16 protein-coding genes, 1 tRNA gene and 1 pseudogene are annotated in these 16,280 nt (G+C 70.6%); 6 read left to right on the top strand and 12 right to left on the bottom strand.

Translation table 11 applies throughout. The features are described 5' to 3' along the window. The first annotated feature begins 124 nt into the window (after positions 1 to 124). Positions 125 to 2,161: a Stk1 family PASTA domain-containing Ser/Thr kinase gene (gene pknB / locus AB0M99_RS19400; RefSeq protein WP_365921924.1), complete on the top strand. Its 2,037-nt coding sequence runs from the start codon at positions 125 to 127 to the stop codon at positions 2,159 to 2,161. Between the two features lie 156 nt (positions 2,162 to 2,317). Here the strand turns inward: pknB and AB0M99_RS19395 are convergent, their stop codons facing one another. From AB0M99_RS19395 to AB0M99_RS19370, 6 genes and pseudogenes are all read right to left on the bottom strand, one after another. Then, positions 2,318 to 3,049: a class E sortase gene (locus tag AB0M99_RS19395; RefSeq protein ID WP_365921922.1), complete on the bottom strand. Its 732-nt coding sequence runs from the start codon at positions 3,047 to 3,049 to the stop codon at positions 2,318 to 2,320. 39 nt (positions 3,050 to 3,088) lie between these two features. After that, positions 3,089 to 3,772: pseudogene (locus AB0M99_RS19390) on the bottom strand (class E sortase); the annotation flags it as partial. Between the two features lie 131 nt (positions 3,773 to 3,903). Continuing rightward, complete coding sequence (locus AB0M99_RS19385) at positions 3,904 to 4,542, bottom strand: aminodeoxychorismate/anthranilate synthase component II (RefSeq protein ID WP_365921921.1); 639 nt, start codon at positions 4,540 to 4,542, stop codon at positions 3,904 to 3,906. Beyond that, positions 4,539 to 4,715, bottom strand: a complete 177-nt coding sequence (locus AB0M99_RS19380) for a hypothetical protein (protein WP_365921919.1) — start codon at positions 4,713 to 4,715, stop codon at positions 4,539 to 4,541. The genes AB0M99_RS19385 and AB0M99_RS19380 overlap by 4 nt, the downstream gene beginning before the upstream one ends. An 89-nt stretch (positions 4,716 to 4,804) precedes the next feature. Then, entirely contained in the window at positions 4,805 to 5,503 is a 699-nt protein-coding gene (locus AB0M99_RS19375; protein ID WP_365922044.1) for a class E sortase, read from the bottom strand. A 22-nt stretch (positions 5,504 to 5,525) separates the two neighbouring features. Continuing rightward, positions 5,526 to 6,314: a DUF881 domain-containing protein gene (locus AB0M99_RS19370; RefSeq protein WP_365921917.1), complete on the bottom strand. Its 789-nt coding sequence runs from the start codon at positions 6,312 to 6,314 to the stop codon at positions 5,526 to 5,528. A gap of 91 nt (positions 6,315 to 6,405) precedes the next feature. On the opposite strand from AB0M99_RS19370, the gene crgA reads away from it, so the two are divergent. Beyond that, positions 6,406 to 6,663, top strand: a complete 258-nt coding sequence (crgA, locus tag AB0M99_RS19365; protein WP_365921915.1) for a cell division protein CrgA — start codon at positions 6,406 to 6,408, stop codon at positions 6,661 to 6,663. Positions 6,664 to 6,781: 118 nt separating this feature from the next. Here crgA and AB0M99_RS19360 read toward each other — a convergent pair whose 3' ends face one another. Further along, positions 6,782 to 7,657 (bottom strand): rhomboid family intramembrane serine protease, encoded by an 876-nt coding sequence (locus AB0M99_RS19360; protein WP_365921913.1) that lies wholly within the window; start codon positions 7,655 to 7,657, stop codon positions 6,782 to 6,784. Positions 7,658 to 7,776: 119 nt separating this feature from the next. Then, positions 7,777 to 8,304, bottom strand: coding sequence for a peptidylprolyl isomerase (locus AB0M99_RS19355; RefSeq protein WP_365922042.1), 528 nt, complete (start codon positions 8,302 to 8,304; stop codon positions 7,777 to 7,779). Positions 8,305 to 8,479: 175 nt separating this feature from the next. On the opposite strand from AB0M99_RS19355, the gene AB0M99_RS19350 reads away from it, so the two are divergent. Further along, a complete protein-coding gene (locus AB0M99_RS19350) occupies positions 8,480 to 9,166 on the top strand; it encodes a DUF5324 family protein (protein WP_365922040.1) in 687 nt (228 codons plus the stop codon). A 113-nt stretch (positions 9,167 to 9,279) separates the two neighbouring features. On the opposite strand, the gene AB0M99_RS19345 is transcribed toward AB0M99_RS19350, so the two are convergent. Together AB0M99_RS19345 and AB0M99_RS19340 are read right to left on the bottom strand one after the other, a co-directional pair. Further along, positions 9,280 to 9,771: a LysM domain-containing protein gene (locus AB0M99_RS19345; protein WP_365921911.1), complete on the bottom strand. Its 492-nt coding sequence runs from the start codon at positions 9,769 to 9,771 to the stop codon at positions 9,280 to 9,282. Between the two features lie 122 nt (positions 9,772 to 9,893). After that, the gene (locus AB0M99_RS19340; protein WP_365921909.1) at positions 9,894 to 10,373 is read right to left on the bottom strand and encodes a MarR family transcriptional regulator; all 480 of its coding nucleotides are present in this window, start codon (positions 10,371 to 10,373) and stop codon (positions 9,894 to 9,896) included. Between the two features lie 236 nt (positions 10,374 to 10,609). Between AB0M99_RS19340 and AB0M99_RS19335 the strand changes: the two genes are divergently transcribed. Beyond that, on the top strand, positions 10,610 to 11,959 hold the full coding sequence (locus tag AB0M99_RS19335; protein WP_365922039.1) for an MFS transporter: 1,350 nt from the start codon (positions 10,610 to 10,612) through the stop codon (positions 11,957 to 11,959). Between the two features lie 16 nt (positions 11,960 to 11,975). Here AB0M99_RS19335 and AB0M99_RS19330 read toward each other — a convergent pair whose 3' ends face one another. Further along, complete coding sequence (locus AB0M99_RS19330; RefSeq protein ID WP_365921907.1) at positions 11,976 to 15,056, bottom strand: Z1 domain-containing protein; 3,081 nt, start codon at positions 15,054 to 15,056, stop codon at positions 11,976 to 11,978. Positions 15,057 to 15,180: 124 nt separating this feature from the next. Here AB0M99_RS19330 and AB0M99_RS19325 point away from each other — a divergent pair, with 124 nt between their 5' ends. Beyond that, on the top strand, positions 15,181 to 15,336 hold the full coding sequence (locus tag AB0M99_RS19325; RefSeq protein WP_365921905.1) for a hypothetical protein: 156 nt from the start codon (positions 15,181 to 15,183) through the stop codon (positions 15,334 to 15,336). A 130-nt stretch (positions 15,337 to 15,466) separates the two neighbouring features. Here the strand turns inward: AB0M99_RS19325 and AB0M99_RS19320 are convergent. After that, a tRNA-Ala gene (locus tag AB0M99_RS19320) sits at positions 15,467 to 15,539 on the bottom strand. 160 nt (positions 15,540 to 15,699) lie between these two features. Here AB0M99_RS19320 and AB0M99_RS19315 point away from each other — a divergent pair. Then, positions 15,700 to 16,248 carry a DNA-binding protein gene (locus tag AB0M99_RS19315; RefSeq protein ID WP_365921903.1) on the top strand — a complete coding sequence of 183 codons (549 nt, stop codon included), beginning with the start codon at positions 15,700 to 15,702 and terminating at the stop codon, positions 16,246 to 16,248. Positions 16,249 to 16,280: the final 32 nt, after the last annotated feature.

The following is a 16,280-nucleotide window of genomic DNA, read 5'->3' as shown; positions in this document are numbered from 1 at the left end:
GTCCGGTATCAGCCTGTGGTCACGAACCGATCACCGACGATCGGCCGGTAGCCTTTGCGGCGAACAGCACACCGCCGGACCACACACGGGTGCGGTCGGGACTGACGGAGAGGGCTGCAACGTTATGGAAGAGCCGCGTCGCCTCGGCGGCCGGTACGAGCTGAGCCACGTGCTCGGCCGTGGTGGCATGGCCGAGGTCTACCTCGCCCACGACACCCGGCTCGGCCGTACCGTCGCCGTCAAGACCCTGCGCGCCGACCTCGCCCGCGATCCGTCCTTCCAGGCCCGGTTCCGGCGCGAGGCCCAGTCGGCCGCATCGCTCAACCACCCGGCGATCGTCGCCGTGTACGACACCGGCGAGGACTACGTCGACAACATCTCCATCCCGTACATCGTGATGGAGTACGTCGACGGTTCAACCTTGCGCGAGCTCCTGCACTCCGGCCGCAAGCTGCTGCCCGAGCGCACCCTGGAAATGACCATCGGCATCCTCCAGGCCCTCGAGTACTCGCACCGCGCCGGCATCGTCCACCGCGACATCAAGCCCGCCAACGTCATGCTCACCCGTACCGGCCAGGTCAAGGTCATGGACTTCGGCATCGCCCGTGCCATGGGCGACTCCGGCATGACCATGACCCAGACCGCCGCCGTCATCGGCACCGCCCAGTACCTCTCCCCGGAGCAGGCCAAGGGCGAGCAGGTCGACGCGCGGTCCGACCTCTACTCGGCCGGCTGCCTGCTCTACGAGCTGCTGAGCGTGCGCCCGCCGTTCGTCGGCGACTCCCCGGTGGCCGTCGCCTACCAGCACGTACGGGAAGAGCCCCAGCCCCCGTCGAACTTCGACCCCGAGATCACGCCCGAGATGGACGCGATCGTGTTGAAGGCGCTGGTCAAGGACCCCGACTACCGCTACCAGTCCGCCGACGAGATGCGCGCCGACATCGAGGCCTGCCTCGACGGCCAGCCCGTCGCCGCGACCGCCGCCATGGGCGCGGGCGCCTACGGCTACCCCGACCAGGGGCACGGCTACGGACACCAGGGCTACGACCAGCCCACCACCGCCCTGCGCACCGCCGACGCCGGCCAGACCTCCATGCTCCCGCCGATGCCCCCGGGCGACGGCGGATACGGGTACGGGGACCAGGGCCACGGCGGCTACGACCAGGGCGGCCACGGCCGCAGGCAGCAGAAGAAGAGCAGGGCCTCCACGATCCTGCTGGTCGCGGCCGGCATCCTCGTCCTGGTCGGCGCGATCCTCATCGGCCGCTCCCTCTTCAGCAACGGCGCCGACAACCGGCCTGCCGTTCCCAAGCTCATCGGGCAGACCTTCGAACTCGCGCAGAAGAGCGGCGAGAACGTCGGCCTGACCGTGGAGAAGGAGGGCGAGGAGGCCTGCGAGAACCAGGCGAAGGGCAACGTCTGCTCGCAGAACCCGGCGCCCGACACCAAGGTCGACAAGAAGACCGTCGTCAAGGTGAAGATCTCCACCGGTGCGCCCAAGGTGTCCGTCCCCGACGTGCTCAACATGTCGTACGAGAAGGCGGAGCAGGCGCTCAAGGACAAGGGCTTCCAGGTCGAGAAGAAGTCGACCGAGTCCGAGCGGACCGTCGGCACCGTCCTGGAGCAGAGCGTGAAGAGCGGCACCGACGCCGAGAAGGGCTCGCTCATCACGCTGACCGTCGCCAAGGAGCAGTCCAAGGCGATCGTCCCGGACCTGACGGGCAAGACCAAGGAACAGGCCGTCAAGGCACTGGCCGAGGTCAAGCTCAAGCTGGGCAGCACCACGGAGCAGGACTCCCCCGGCTCGCCGCCGAAGACGGTCATCGGGCAGCAGTACGCCCCGGGTGAGCAGGTCAACGTGGGCGACACCGTCAACGTGACCATCGCCAAGGCCTCGCAGCAGACGCAGGTCCCGGTCCTGGCCGGCAAGACCGTCGCTCAGGCCAAGGCGGAGCTCGCCGCCAAGGGCCTGGCCTTCGGCTCGGTCCTGGCGGGCCCGTCGGACGACACCGCGATCATCATCCGGTCCGACCCGGCAGCCGGCACCCCGGTCGCCACGGGCCAGGTCGTCAACGTCCAGACGCTCGCCGGCCAGCAGGACGGCGGCAACGGCAACGGCGGCGGCTTCTTCGGAGGCCTCACCGGCGGCCAGCGCCGCTAGCCCCGGTACGACGGGCAGTACGCGAAAAGGGCCCGGCTCCTCTCGATCGAGAGGAGCCGGGCCTTTTACACGGCCTCCGCAGGGGCTCTGCGCGGCCGCCTGCGCCCTCGCGCGTACGGCCGTGGCCTCCGGGGCCACTGGGGCTCCGGGGGCGCGTCAGCGCAGCTCCGCCGGCGGGGTGCGCTTGTCGTCGACCTTCTCCGTGCGGACGAGCTCGCCCCATACGACGTAGCGGTACTTCGAGGTGTACACGGGGGTGCAGGTGGTCAGGGTGATGTAGCGCCCCGGGGCCGTCCTGCCGGACTCCTTGGGGACCGGGTTGATCACGTCCACGTTGTACTTCGAGGTCTGCCGCAGCTCCGCGAAGACCTTGTAGACGTACCAGGTGTCCCGCGTCTCGAAGACGACCGCGTCGCCCGTCTTCACCTTGTCGATGTTGTGGAACTTCGCCCCGTGCCCGTCCCGGTGCGCCGCCAGCGTGAAGTTGCCCGTCGGGTCCCACGGGAGGGCCGACTTCACCGGGTCCGTGTAGTAGCCGGCGACCCCGTCGTTGAGGACGTCCGGGTCGGTGCCCCGCTTCACCAGCACCTCGCCGTTCTTCATCGCCGGCACGTGCAGGAAGCCGAGCCCGCCCTGGGTGTCCAGCGCTCCGGGCTCGGCGGGTGCCGCCGACGGCGCCGGGGCCGCCGGCTGCTGCCACTGCTGGCGGATCTGATCGCCGCGCGCCGACGCGTGGCGGTCCGCGAGCACGTTCGTCCACCACAGCGAGTACGCCACGAACAGGCCCAGCACCAGCCCGACCGTGATCAGGAGCTCGCCCAGCAGACTCAGGAAGCCGGCGAGCACACTGCGGTCGGGAGCCGCGGCGCGGCGGCGGGCACGTGACACTGCTGATTCGTCCTTAGGGCGGGGCTGCGGGGAGGGCGGCTACGGGGCGGCCATCGCGGGCGGGGCACCCTGGCTGCGGGGGCGTTCGTCGACCATCCTGCCCCATACGATCATCCGGTAGGTGCTGGTGAACTCCGGGGTGCACGTCGTCAGCGTGAGGTAGCGGCCCGGTGCCGTGAAGCCCGATCCCTCGGGCACCGGCTTCAGCACCGACACGTTGGTCGGCGGTGTCTGCGCCAGCTGCGAGGTGATCTCGTAGGTGTAGTACGCGTCGCCCGTCTCGACCACGACCGGGTCACCCGGCACCAGCCGGTTGATGAAGCGGAACGGTTCGCCGTGCGTGTTCCGGTGCCCGGCGACCGCGAAGTTGCCCTGCGGGTCGGACGGCATGGCCGTCTTGAGCGAGCCCTCGCTGTAGTGCCCGACCAGGCCCTTGTCCAGCACCTTCGCCTTGTTGATCCCCTCCGCGACCGGGACCTTCACGTCCAGCTTCGGGATGTGGAGGATGGCGAAGCCCTGGCCCGGTTCGAAGGCCGAGACGGGCGGCGCGGCCGCCCCGCCCTGGTCCCGCTGCCAGGTCTGGCGCAGCGAGCCGGCGGCGCCGTTCACGGTCCGCTCGGCCAGCAGGTTCGTGTACCAGAGCTGGTAGGCGACGAACAGCAGCATCACCAGCCCGAGCGTGATGAACAGTTCCCCGGCCAGCCGGCTCATCACCACCACCGGGCCGCCGGAGGCGGGGCGCCTGCGCCGGCGCCCCGTGGCCCCCCGCCGCGAGCGCGGACGCTTCGCGGCCTCCTGAGCTGCCCTGCGCCGCGCGGCCCGGCCCTCTGTGGGCGCGGACGGCGCGAACGCCGTCACGCGACGGCCTTGCCCACCACCGGGGCCAGCCCCACCGAGCGCTCCACGGCACCCGCGTCGCCGCACCGCACCAGCCAGTTCGCGAGCATCCGGTGACCCCACTCGGTGAGCACCGACTCGGGGTGGAACTGCACGCCCTCGACGTCGTGCTCCCGGTGGCGCAGGCCCATGATGATCCCGTCCTCGGTCCGCGCCGTGACCTCCAGCGCGTCCGGCAGGGTCTGCGGCTCGGCCGCCAGTGAGTGGTAGCGGGTCGCGGTGAACGGCGACGGCAGCCCCTCGAACACCCCGAGGCCCTCGTGGACCACCGGGGAGGTCTTGCCGTGCAGCAGCTCCGGCGCCCGGCCCACGACGCCCCCGTACGCGACCGCCATCGACTGCATGCCGAGGCACACGCCGAAGACCGGAACGCCCGTGTCCGCGCAGTGGCGGACCATGTCGATGCAGACGCCGGCCTCTTCGGGCGTGCCCGGCCCGGGCGACAGCAGGACCCCGTCGAAGCCGTCCTGGGCGTGCGCGAGCTCGACCTCGTCGTTGCGCAGCACCTCGCATTCGGCGCCGAGCTGGTACAGGTACTGGACCAGGTTGAAGACAAAGCTGTCGTAGTTGTCGACAACCAGAATGCGCGCGCTCACGGAGTGGCTCCCGATCCTTCGTCCACCGTCACATCGTTGAACGGGAGGAGCGGCTCGGCCCACGGGAAGACGTACTGGAACAGCACGAACACCACCGCGAGGACCAGTACGAGAGAGATCACCGCGCGTACCCACGCATTGCCCGGCAGGTGCCGCCAGATCCAGCCGTACATGCCGCCTGTGTCCTTTTCGTCCACGATCGTTCAACGCACCGCAGGGGCGGTACGTCCACAGCCTAAAGGCACCTGCCCGGCGTGGTGGGTCACCTTGGCAAACCCTCCGGTCCACCCTGTGAGACGGGCCGCGTACCGGTCAGTTCGGCCCAGACGACGAGGCGGTGGCTGTGGCCCCATTCCGGGTCGCAGGTGGTCAGCGTCAGGTACCGGCCCGGGGTGGTGAAGGGCGAGCGGCGGGGCACCGGGTCGACCACGCCGACCTCGTCCGGCTGGATGCGCAGGGGTTCGGCGCGGACCGTGTACGTGTACCAGCCCGCGGCGTCCTTGAGGATCACGAGGTCGCCGGGGCGCAGCTCCGGGACGTCCTTGAAGGGGTCGCCGTAAGTGCGCCGGTGGCCCGCCACCGCGAAGTTTCCCGTTCCGCCGGGGCGGGCCGTGCCGGCGTAGTGGCCGAGGCCCTTCTTGAGGACCTCGGTGCCCGTGCCCTCGAGGACCGGCTTGTTCCAGTCCGCTCCGAAGCGGGGGACGTGCATCTCGGCGAAGGCCCGGCCCTCGGGGTACGCGGGGGGTGGCGGTGCAGTGGTCGGAGCAGGGGCCTGCTCGGGCGCCGGCTGCGGAGCGGCCGCGGGCGCCGCCGCCCAGCTGTCGCGCAGCCGCGTCATCTCCCCGTCCATGGCCCGGTCGGCCTTGACCCCGGTCCACAGCAGGACGTAGGCGACGAAGAGCACGATGAGGGTGCCCGCGGTCAGGCACACCTCGCTGAACGTCCGCACCACGAGGTGCAGGACGGCCTCGGCGCGGACCCTCTCAGGGCGCGCCCGTCTCGGAGTTGGGGCCCACGGGCTTCGCATAGTGGAGGTCCACTGTGCCGGAGTAGCCGGGCAGTGTCAGCGCCTTGTGCTCGTCCACTTTCCAGCCGAGACCGTACGCGTTCACGTACAGCTGGTAGTTCTGCAGGGCCGGGGAGGCCGCCATCGCCTTGCGCAGCGCGCCCGGGTCGCCGATCGCCGTGATCTTGTACGGGGGCGAGTACACCCGGCCCTGGAGGATCAGGGTGTTGCCCACGCAGCGCACCGCGCTGGTGGAGATCAGGCGCTGGTCCATGACCTGGACGCCCTGGGCCCCGCCCTGCCAGAGGGCGTTCACGACGGCCTGGAGGTCCTGCTGGTGGATCACCAGGTCGTTGGGCTGCGGCTCGGGGACGTTGGGGATGCGGGCGGTCGCGTTCGGCGGCGCGTCGTTGAGGGTGACCGTGAGGGCCTTGCCGGAGAGTTCCTCCGTGCCCGAGGCCGCCCGCAGGGCCGCCAGTTTGGCGTCCTCCGCCTTGGTGCTGCCGTCGTCGCGCTCGGCGAGGGCGTCCACCCGGGCGCGTACCGCTCCGGTGCTCTTCTCCAGCTCAGCGTTGTTCTGGCTGCGCTCCTGGACGAGGTCCGAGAGCTTGAGGAGCGAGGCATCCGTGCGGATGTTCGTACCCTTGGAAGTGTTGAAGCTGGTGACGAAGATCAGGCCGGCCAGGGCGAAGACCGAGGCCGTCAGCAGGCGGACCGGTCTGACCCGCCGGGGGGTACCCGCGGAGGAGTCGTCGGAATTGCTCAACGTACCCTTCTCCTTCAACGCCACAGGTCCACTACGCTAACGGACGCCCGGGGGAGGCAACGTCCCCAGCGCATCGACAGGAGAACCCCTCGTGCCGAAGTCACGTATCCGCAAGAAGGACGACTACACCCCGCCGCCGGCGACGAAGCAGGCGCAGACGATCAGGCTGACCAACCGCAGCTGGGTCGCCCCGGTCATGCTGGCGTTCTTCCTGATCGGTCTCGCGTGGATTGTCGTCTTCTACGTGACCGACACCCAGCTGCCCATCGAGGCGCTGGGCAATTGGAACATCGTGGTCGGTTTCGGATTCATCGCCGCGGGATTCGGCGTCTCCACTCAGTGGAAGTAGAAGCGCGGTAGTACCGGCCGCGCAAGCTCTCCCCATGAGTTATCCACAGCGTCATCCACACCTGAGGAAAAGACAGAAGATCTGTGGATAACTCTGTGGAGAGTTGACGCCGGTGTGATCAGGTGAGTGCGGCCGTCCGGACCGCGATCACGGCTGCCGCCAGCAGGAACACCAGCACACAGGTGCCCCACTGGACGAGCGTGCGGTTCCTGGCGGCAGCCGGCCGCAGCAGCCCCGCGGCGAGCAGGGCGCCGGTCACCAGACCGCCGATGTGGGCCTGCCAGGAGACGCTCACACCGCTGCCGAGCGGTACGAACGTCATCACCAGCATGAGCACGACCACCGTGACCAGCGGCCGCATCTCGTAGCGCAGCCGGCGCGCGAGGACGACCGTGGCGCCGAGCAGGCCGAAGACGGCGCCGGAGGCGCCCAGGGTCGGGGCGTTCGGCTGGGTCAGCAGATAGACGAGGGCGCTTCCGCCCAGGCCCGACAGCAGGTAGACCGCGAGGTAGCGGGCCCGGCCCAGAGCCGCTTCGAGCGGCCCGCCGATGAACCACAGGCCGAGCATGTTGCCGATGATGTGCCACCACTCGACATGCAGGAACACCGAGGTCAGCAGCCGGTAGTACTCACCGGTGGAGACCCCTTCGAGCGGCGCCCCGACGTACTCGACGTAGCGGCCGAGCAGCTCCAGGCGGATCGTCAGCGCCGGGAAGACGGCCGCCGCGAGGAAGACCGCGACATTGATCCCGATGAGGATCTTCGTCATCAGCTGCGGATCGGTGGCGACCACCCCGCCCGCGAGGGTGCGCGGCGCGTTGGCCGAGGGGCGGTGGCCCGTACCCGATCCCCCTCGTACGCATTCGGGGCACTGGAAGCCGACCGAGGCGCTGATCATGCACTCGGGGCAGATCGGGCGCTCGCAGCGCGTGCAGCGGATGCCCGTGTCGCGGTCCGGGTGGCGGTAGCAGCCCGGCAGACGGTCGGTGTCCATCGGTCCCCTCGGTCGGCGGCGGGACAGCGGGTCCGCCCCACCGGTCCGGTACACATCGAGTACGGACGGGCGGGGCGGAAAGGTTCCCGACGCGGAGCGTCAGCGCTTCCGGGCGTCCGCTAGCGCTTTTCGACGGAGACGGACTGGATGACCACGTCGTCGAGCGGGCGCTCGGTGCGCGGGTTGGTCGCGCTGGCGGCGATGGCGTCCACGACCTTCCGGCTCGCCGCGTCGGTGACCTCGCCGAAGATGGTGTGCTTGCGCGTCAGCCAGGCGGTGGGGGCGACGGTGATGAAGAACTGGGAGCCGTTGGTGCCCGGGCCGGCGTTGGCCATGGCGAGCAGGTAGGGCTTGGTGAAGGCCAGATCGGGGTGGAACTCGTCGGCGAACTGGTAGCCGGGGCCGCCGGTGCCGTTTCCGAGCGGGTCGCCGCCCTGGATCATGAAGCCGCTGATGACACGGTGGAAGAGGGTGCCGTCGTAGAGCGGGTCCGTGGTCTTCTGGCCATCGGTGGGGCGGGTCCACTCGCGCTCACCCGTGGCGAGCTCGACGAAGTTCCGGACCGTCTTCGGAGCGAAATTCGCCAGCAGCTCGATCTCGATGTCCCCGAGGTTGGTCTTCAGGGTGGCGTAGAGCTTCTCGGCCACGGATCTGCCTTCCATAGTCAGCACTGTCGGTTTCAGATACTCGCACGGAGCCGCGCGCCGGACGGAAATCCTCCACCCGTATGCCCTGTCACGCATGCCGCTCGGCGGTATGGCAGGCATGATCCGACAAAGGGTGGAAAGGTGAACTGTGTCCGCCACCGAGGAGGAGGATCCCGTGACCCGCAAGGACAGCGTGCGCCTGGCAGCCGAGAGCGCCAGGGAGAGTTTCCTGCACGCGGCGGAAGTGGTGGCACCGTACGCGGAATCCGCCAAGGATGCCGCGGTGCACTACGCCCAAGAGGCCAACGAGCGACTGGCGCCGAAGGTGTCGTACGCGGCGAACGAAGCCGCGCGGCAGGCCCGCGTCTCGTACGACACCCATGTGCATCCCCGGATCAGGGCGGCGCGCGCACACGTGCCGCCGAATGTGGACCGGGCTGCGACGAAGGCGGTGAAGCAGACGCGCCTGGCGGCGCGACACGCGGCCGATTACACCCAGCCGAGGTTCGAGAGCGCGCTCGCGGCGGCCACTCCGGTGGCCGAGGAAGCCGTGTCGCGGTCGACGGCGGCGATGGCCGCCCTGCGCGGCCAGGTATCGGCGAAGGAGGTGCAGAAGCTGGTGCGGCGCCACGAGCGTCGTGCCCGCACGGCCCGCGTGTGCAAGGGCGTCGCGCTGGTCGGCCTGCTCGCGGGCGGCGCCTTCGCGGCCTGGAAGTGGTGGGACCAGCAGTCGAACCCGGACTGGCTCGTCGAGCCGCCGGCGGCCACGGAGCTGTCGGAGCGGGCCGAGGAGCCGGCGAGTTTCGACGACGAGCTGGCGGCGAAGGAGCGCGAGGCGGACGCGGAGCGGGACAAGCGCTGACGCGCCGCTGATGGCTTGGCGCGGAGGGCCCGGATCCTGTGGATCCGGGCCCTCCGCCATGTGTCACCGCGTCACAGTGTCACCGCGTCACCGCGTCACCGCGTCGTGCGCGGTCAGCCGGGGAGCGTGAGCACCATGCCCGGGCGGATGAGGTCGGGGTTGGAGCCGATCACGCCCTTGTTCATGGCGTAGAGCTCGCGCCAGCGGGCCTCGTTGCCCAGCTCGCGGCGGGCGATGGCGGACAGCGAGTCGCCCGACCGCACCGTGTACGTGCGCTTCTTGGCGGCCATGGGCTTGGGGGTGGGGGCCGCGGGCACCGCCTTGTGCGCGGCCGAAGCCGGGGTGGGGGTGTGCGGCGCGGGGGCGCGCGCGGCGGGCTTCGGCGGCGCGGGGGCGGGCTTGGGGGGCGCCGCGGCGGCCATCCGCTCGGCGGCGGCCTTGGTGGCCGAGGCGGCGTCGGTGTACTTGCTCCCGGTGTCGGCCGGCGGGTTCATGGACGGTGCTGCCGGCGCCGGGGCGGCCTGTTGCTGCACCTGCTCCTTGACCTTCTCGGCCGCCTCTTGCCTCTTCTTCTTGTCTGACTTCAGGAAGTCGAACATTCCCATGAGCTTGAGCCTCCGGCGTGGTGTTGCCCCCTGGGCTGAGTGCCTTCACCCACTGTCGGACACGGGGCTCCCGACGGCCCTGTGACTGGGCCATCCGGGGGACGGCCGGGCGCGACGGGCCGTCACTGCCGGGCGCGACGGGCCGGGCGGGGGCTTTCGGACGGGGCCTCCAGGTCCCCCGAGGCGAGGAGCGCGAGGCCGCGCAGGAGGGCCTGGCGGTCGGCGGGCGCGAGGGAGGCGACGGCGTCGGCGTGCACCTGGTCGACGATCCGCTGGCTCCGGACCGCGACCTCGGCCCCCTCCTGCGTGACGGCGATGATCCGGGCCCGCCGGTCCTTGGTGGAGGGGCGTCGCTCTGCGAGCCCGGCCTCTTCGAGGGCGTCGACGGTGACGACCATCGTCGTCTTGTCCATGTCCCCGATCTCGGCGAGCTGGGCCTGGGTGCGCTCCTCCTCCAGGGCGTGCACGAGGACGCAGTGCATACGGGCGGTCAGGCCGATCTCGCCGAGCGCGGCGGCCATACGGGTGCGCAGGACGTGGCTCGTGTGGTCCAGGAGGAACGAGAGGTCGGGCTGGGTCCGGGCGGGCGCCATGGCAGTCATGTCCCCCAGTCTAGCAATTCGATCCGAAATAAATCGTCTGCAACAAAACCATCTGCTACGGTCTCACTAGTCGCCCTCACTGACTGGAGAGTCCGATGCCTGCCGCACCCACCTCCGTTCCCGCACCCGCCACCGCTGGCACCGACGCCACCGCTGCCGACGTGGGCCTCACGCCTCCCGACGGTCCGCACGGGCTCCGCTCCCGCTGGACCGCACTCGGCGTGCTCTCCACCGGCATGCTGATGACCGTCCTCGACGGCAGCATCGTCACCGTCGCGATGCCCGCCATCCAGGCCGACCTGGGCTTCAGCCCCGGCGGCCTCAGCTGGGTCGTCAACGCCTACCTGATCGCCTTCGGCAGCCTGCTGCTCCTGGCCGGCCGCCTGGGCGACCTGATCGGCCGCAAGCGGATGTTCCTGGCCGGGACCGCCGTCTTCACCGGCGCCTCGGTCCTCGCCGGCTTCGCCTCCTCCCCCGCGGTGCTCATCGCCGCCCGCTTCCTCCAGGGGCTGGGCAGCGCGATGGCCTCCGCCGTCAGCCTCGGCATCCTGATCACGCTGTTCACGGGGGCCCGGGAACGGGCCAGGGCCATCGCCGTCTTCTCCTTCACCGGCGCGGCGGGAGCCTCCCTGGGCCAGGTGCTCGGCGGGATCCTCACCGATGCGCTCGACTGGCACTGGATCTTCTTCATCAACCTGCCCATAGGGCTGGCGACGCTCCTGCTGGCCCTGCCCGCGCTCCCCGCCGACCGGGGCCTCGGGCTGGCCGCGGGGGCCGACGTCATCGGCGCGGTGCTGGTCACCGCCGGGCTCATGGCGGGCATCTACGCCGTGGTCGAGGTCGAGCGGTACGGCTGGACCGCCGCGCACACCCTCGGCTTCGGGTCGCTCTCGGCAGCCCTGCTGGCCGCCTTCGTCCTGCGCCAGGCCACGTCACGCACCCCGCTGATGCCCCTGAGGATCTTCCGCTCCAGGGTGGTGGTCGGGGCGAACCTGGTGCAGATGCTGATGGTGGCCGCGCTGTTCTCCTTCCAGATCCTGGTCGCGCTCTACCTCCAGAAGGTGCTGGGATACGGAGCCGCCGAGACCGGTCTCGCGATGCTGCCCGCCGCCGCGGTGATCGGCGCGGTCTCGCTCGGCGCCTCGTCCCGGCTCAACGCCCGCTTCGGGGAGCGCGCCGTGGTGCTGGCCGGGCTCGCCCTGCTGGTCCTGGCCCTCGGCCTGCTGACCCGGCTGCCGGTCCACGCCGACTACGCCACCGACCTGCTTCCGGTGATGCTGCTGGCCGCCGGCTTCGGCCTGGCCCTGCCCGCCCTGACCACGCTGGGCATGTCCGGCGCCGGGGAACAGGACGCGGGACTCGCCTCGGGACTGTTCAACACCACCCAGCAGATCGGCATGGCGCTCGGCGTCGCGGTCCTCTCCACCCTGGCCGCCGCGCGCACCGGGAGCCTGGAGTCCGCCGGCCGCACCACCGCCGAGGCCCTGACCGGCGGCTACCACCTGGCCTTCGCGGTCGGCGCCGGACTGCTCCTGACAGCCACCGCCGTCGCCGCGACCCTTCTGCGGAGCCCGCGCCGCCCCTGATGTTTCACGTGAAACATCAGGGGTTGTGGACGGCCCGGAAACGAAGCAACGGGCCGTCCTCCCTCTCCGGGGTGTAGATGCCGAACCCCATGACGAGCTGCGACGGGTCCGCTCCACCCGCCGTGACGGAGTCGTCCGCGGCTTCGTGAACGGGGTACAGGAGCACGGCTCCCAGGAGCGCGCCGTTGCTCCGGGCCACCGCGGACGCGACCGCGGCCTGGTGCGACGGGTTCGTGATCCTTCGGAAGCCGCCCCGGCCGCCCCGGCCGGCCAGGCGCGACCGGCGGAAGAGGGGCAGCGGTTCGAAGCCGAGAACCGATGCCGTGGGGCCGCCGTCGGCGAGGTGTGGCAGGACCAGCAGCCACTGGTCCCCGGCCTCCCGTCCCATCTGCTTCAGATAGGACAGGTGCGGGCGCAGCTGCGGTCCCAGGCCGTCCAGTCCCGAGAGGACATCCATCATGCGGGCGTGCGGGACCAGGCCGGTGCGCGCACGCAAGGAGACGGACCGTCCGCTGTCCGGCGGGCCGCTGAGCACGTGTGGCTCCGCCAGAACGTCCAGCAGCGGCCGCCACCGCTGGACGTTGCGGGCTTTCGCCTCCCCGTCCACGGGGTGGTTGAGGGGCTCGATCCACTGGCCGGGCGAGCGGATCTCGACCAGTTCGGTGTCGAAGCGGGTGTTCCGTGGCTGCCCGGTGCCGGACGCGCCCAGGTGCTGGGCCAGCAGCGCGGGCACCTGGGCCGGCGTGAGCGGTGGCCTGCCGTCGACCTCGACGGCGTAGCGCGCCAGCTCCTCGTGGAACGTGCGCTCGTTGCGGCATACCGCCCCGAAGACCTCGAAGAGACCCTCACCGGTGGCGTCCGGGACCCGCGCGAAGTAGAGCCGCATCAGGTCCCGGTAGCCGACGCGGAAGCCGGCCCAGCACCCCATCCCTGCCCGCCCCACCGCGCGATCGGTACGCGGGCCCTGGTAGACGACGGTCAGACCCTCGACGGCGCCGCCGGGGGAGAGCCGTGAGCCGCATACGAAGACCTTCCAGACGTGCGGTTGAGCGAAGTCCGGCTCGTGCCCGTCGTGTTCACCGTTCGTGGATGCGCTCTCGATCACGACGGCGCCGCCGCCGGAGTCGATCCGCGACCGGGCGGCGACGACGTACGGAGCGAGCTCGTCGAAGGAGTCGGGGACCGAAAGTCCGTCGGCCCGCACCCGGGAAACGGGCTCGACGTCCCTTTCGTACAGCTCTCGAAGACGCCTCAGACCCTCGGCCCGGTCGTACGCACCCTCGGACCAGAGGCGGCGCAGGCGCGCGGCCTCTTCCCGCCGCCGGATGATGCGGTCCGAGGAGAGGACGACCATGACGTGGTGGTCGTAGCTTCCCTCGCCCCGCGCGGACCGGTACAGCTTCACCGCGCCGGTCAGCACGAACATGTCCATCGCCTGCCTCTCGCCCTGGCCGTCGTCCTCGTCGCGGAGCACGAGATTGCGGACGTGCGCCTTCTCCTGGGAGTTGGCGATGGTCCGCCGCTCCTCCGGGACGTCCGAGTCGAGGTCGTGGAAGTCCTCCACTCCCACATAGCCGGCGGGACGCGGCACGGAGACGATGAAGTCCCTCGGGAACAGGTCCTCCGAGGCGGTCGGATCCAGGAGGGTGCCGACCAGGGGTGAGGTGGCGAAGGCGACGTACTGCGCCCTGGGCAGGAGATCGAGCAGCTCCGCCGTGGCGGCATTGACGGACGTGAGGCCCGCCCTCCCCGTTCCGGTCGGCTTCCTGGAGGTGTCCGCAGTGCCCGGATTCCACTCCGCGCCGGCGTCGATGATCAGCGTGGGGAGCTCCGCCAGCGGCGTGTGGATGCGCCGCAGGTCCTTGAGCAGCTTGGACAGAACGCTCTTGTTCTTCTTCACGACCATGAGCCGTACGGACGTGTCGTGCAGGTTCTCGGGATCGTTCAGAGGCAGCCGCGGCACCCGCTTCTCGAAGTCCAGTGCGGCGAGCCCTTGACTCAGGCCCCTGTAGTCGTTGTCGCGCGTCGTCAGCCGGACGATGTCGAACCCGCCGTCCAAGGAGGGGAGTTGTCCATGCCGCAGGAAACTGTCCCCACTGAACCAATCCGGATCGTCCGCGTAGTCGGAGTCCCCGGAGTCGTCCGCGCCGCGCAGGATGTTCTCCCGCCCCACCAGATTGCGGTCGAGGGTCCGCTGCATCTGGTACCGCAGCAGGTTGGTCGGTCCCGTCAGCACGATGACGAGCCGGTAGCCGGCGTCCACCGCCTTGGCCACGATGCCGGTGATGTGGGTGCTCGCGCCGGACGCCACGGGCGTGATCACCAGGCCCTTGGACTGGTAGGCCTCCGCCGCGCTCGGTTCGGCCAGCTTCTCCAGTACCTGATCCGTCACCCCGTCCAGGCCGGCCACCCTGGAGGCCGACCACCCCCGCCGCTCCAGCAGCCCGACGTACGCGGGCCAGTACCGGCCCCGGCCGGGCCGCGCCTGCGGGTCGTACCACGGGGCGAACGAGGACCGGATCACGACGGGACCGGCGCCGTCCTGGAGTCCGGGCGTTCCTTCGGCGAGCAGCTTCCCGATGCGCCGCGCCAGCTGATCACGCTCCTGCTCGACCCGGGCCAGCTCCTGCTCGCGCTGGTGCAGCCGGTGGCGCAGGGCGTCCAGCTCGGCCGCGGCGCCGTCCGTGTCCGCGTCGGCCAGGCTGCTCTCCAGCTCCCGTATGCGGACCTCCTGCTCGCGCCGGGTGCGCTCAAGGAGCCGGATGCGGGTGGCCGGATCCATCCGGCTCTCCTCGTCCTTGCGGAACAGCGCCCACACCCGGGCGGTCTCCTCCGCGGACAGCGGCGGCCGAGGGGGCCCGCCCGCGTCGTGGAGGAGGTTCTTCACGAAGTTCTCGTGCGCCGCCCGCGCACCGCTGAGCATGCGGCTCACGGAGCTGGCATCGCGCGGCTCCTTGAGCGCGTACGCCCGCAGGGGCATGTCGAGCCGCTGGAACAACTCGCGCAGGGCAAGCGCCAGTTCCCGGCGTTCCGGGCTCGCCTCCGGATGGAGCGGGCCGAGGTACCCGGCCCCGCTTCGACTTCTACTGATCGCCACCGACCCAGTCTCGGCCCCCACTTGGACCCGCTGGACTGTTGCGCGTGAATTGGCAACGCGTTGCGGGCCGTTGGCAACTGTTGCACCCCTGCGCACCGCCTTCCCCACGCCGCAAGCTGAACGCATGACCCAGACGGCTCCCGAAGCCCCCCAGCGCAAGAACTCCCGGCTCCGCCGCACCGCCGCGGTCGTGATCCTCGGTTTCATCGGCGGAATCGCCACCGGCCTCGGCACCGCCACGGGGTCCGCGCTCCCCGACTGGATCCGCCTGCTGTTCTGATACCGGACGCCTCGACCGGCTGCACCCGTACCGTCACAGGACGTGCGCGACACCTGCCGGACAGCCCCGCCCGGAAACGAAAAAAGCCCCCCTGGCCCGCGTTTCCGCAGGTCAGGGGGGCTTTCAGGGGTGGAGCCTAGGAGATTCGAACTCCTGACATCTGCCTTGCAAAGGCAGCGCTCTACCAGCTGAGCTAAGGCCCCTGGAAATGGACGCGCCCGTCCCCTGTGAAGGAGTGGACGTTCCGCAGAACAGAGTACCGGGTGTACCCCCTCTTCCCGCAAAATGATAGGGACTCCCGCCCCGCGACCACTCTCCGTAAGATGCTCGCGAGGTTCGCACCAGCGAAGGGGAGTAGTAAGAGTGGACGCAGTACAGCAAGAGGCCACGGCCAGAGCCAGAGAGCTTCAGCGCAGTTGGTACGGGGAGCCGCTCGGCGCGCTCTTCCGCCGGCTCATAGATGATCTCGGCTTGAACCAGGCTCGCCTCGCTGCCGTCCTCGGACTGTCGGCGCCGATGCTGTCCCAGCTGATGAGCGGCCAGCGCGCCAAGATCGGGAACCCGGCCGTGGTCCAGCGGGTCCAGGCCCTCCAGGATCTCGCCGGCCAGGTGGCCGACGGGAGCGTCAGCGCGGCGGAGGCCACCGACCGGATGGACGAGATCAAGAAGACCCAGGGAGGCTCCGTCCTCAGCAACAGCGGCCAGACCACCCCCAGTTCCGGGGCGCCCACCGTCAAGCGCGTCGTCCGTGAGATCCAGTCGCTGCTGCGCTCGGTCTCCGCGGCCGGCGACATCATCGATGCGGCGGACACCCTCGCCCCCAGCCACCCGGAACTGGCAGAGTTCCTCCGGGTGTACGGCGCGGGCCGCACCGCGGAAGCGGTCGCCCACTACGAGTCCCACCAGAACTGACACGCACGGCACCGCAGGACGAACGGGCAACG

Origin of the sequence: Streptomyces sp. NPDC051183 (assembly GCF_040682455.1) — a bacterium.
GTDB lineage: Bacteria > Actinomycetota > Actinomycetes > Streptomycetales > Streptomycetaceae > Streptomyces.
The sequence above is the reverse complement of the archived record's forward strand: the minus strand, read 5'-3'. Positions and strand labels throughout refer to the sequence as shown.

What these genes read in the sequence shown, in the direction of transcription:
- AB0M99_RS19325 (WP_365921905.1), top strand. Translation starts at nt 15,181, where the DNA reads ATGACCCAGACGGCTCCCGAAGCCCCCCAGCGCAAGAACTCCCGGCTC.
- AB0M99_RS19360 (WP_365921913.1), bottom strand. Translation starts at nt 7,657, where the DNA reads ATGGACACCGACCGTCTGCCGGGCTGCTACCGCCACCCGGACCGCGAC.
- AB0M99_RS19340 (WP_365921909.1), bottom strand. Translation starts at nt 10,373, where the DNA reads ATGACTGCCATGGCGCCCGCCCGGACCCAGCCCGACCTCTCGTTCCTC.
- pknB (WP_365921924.1), top strand. Translation starts at nt 125, where the DNA reads ATGGAAGAGCCGCGTCGCCTCGGCGGCCGGTACGAGCTGAGCCACGTG.
- AB0M99_RS19380 (WP_365921919.1), bottom strand. Translation starts at nt 4,715, where the DNA reads ATGTACGGCTGGATCTGGCGGCACCTGCCGGGCAATGCGTGGGTACGC.
- AB0M99_RS19335 (WP_365922039.1), top strand. Translation starts at nt 10,610, where the DNA reads ATGCTGATGACCGTCCTCGACGGCAGCATCGTCACCGTCGCGATGCCC.
- AB0M99_RS19345 (WP_365921911.1), bottom strand. Translation starts at nt 9,771, where the DNA reads ATGGGAATGTTCGACTTCCTGAAGTCAGACAAGAAGAAGAGGCAAGAG.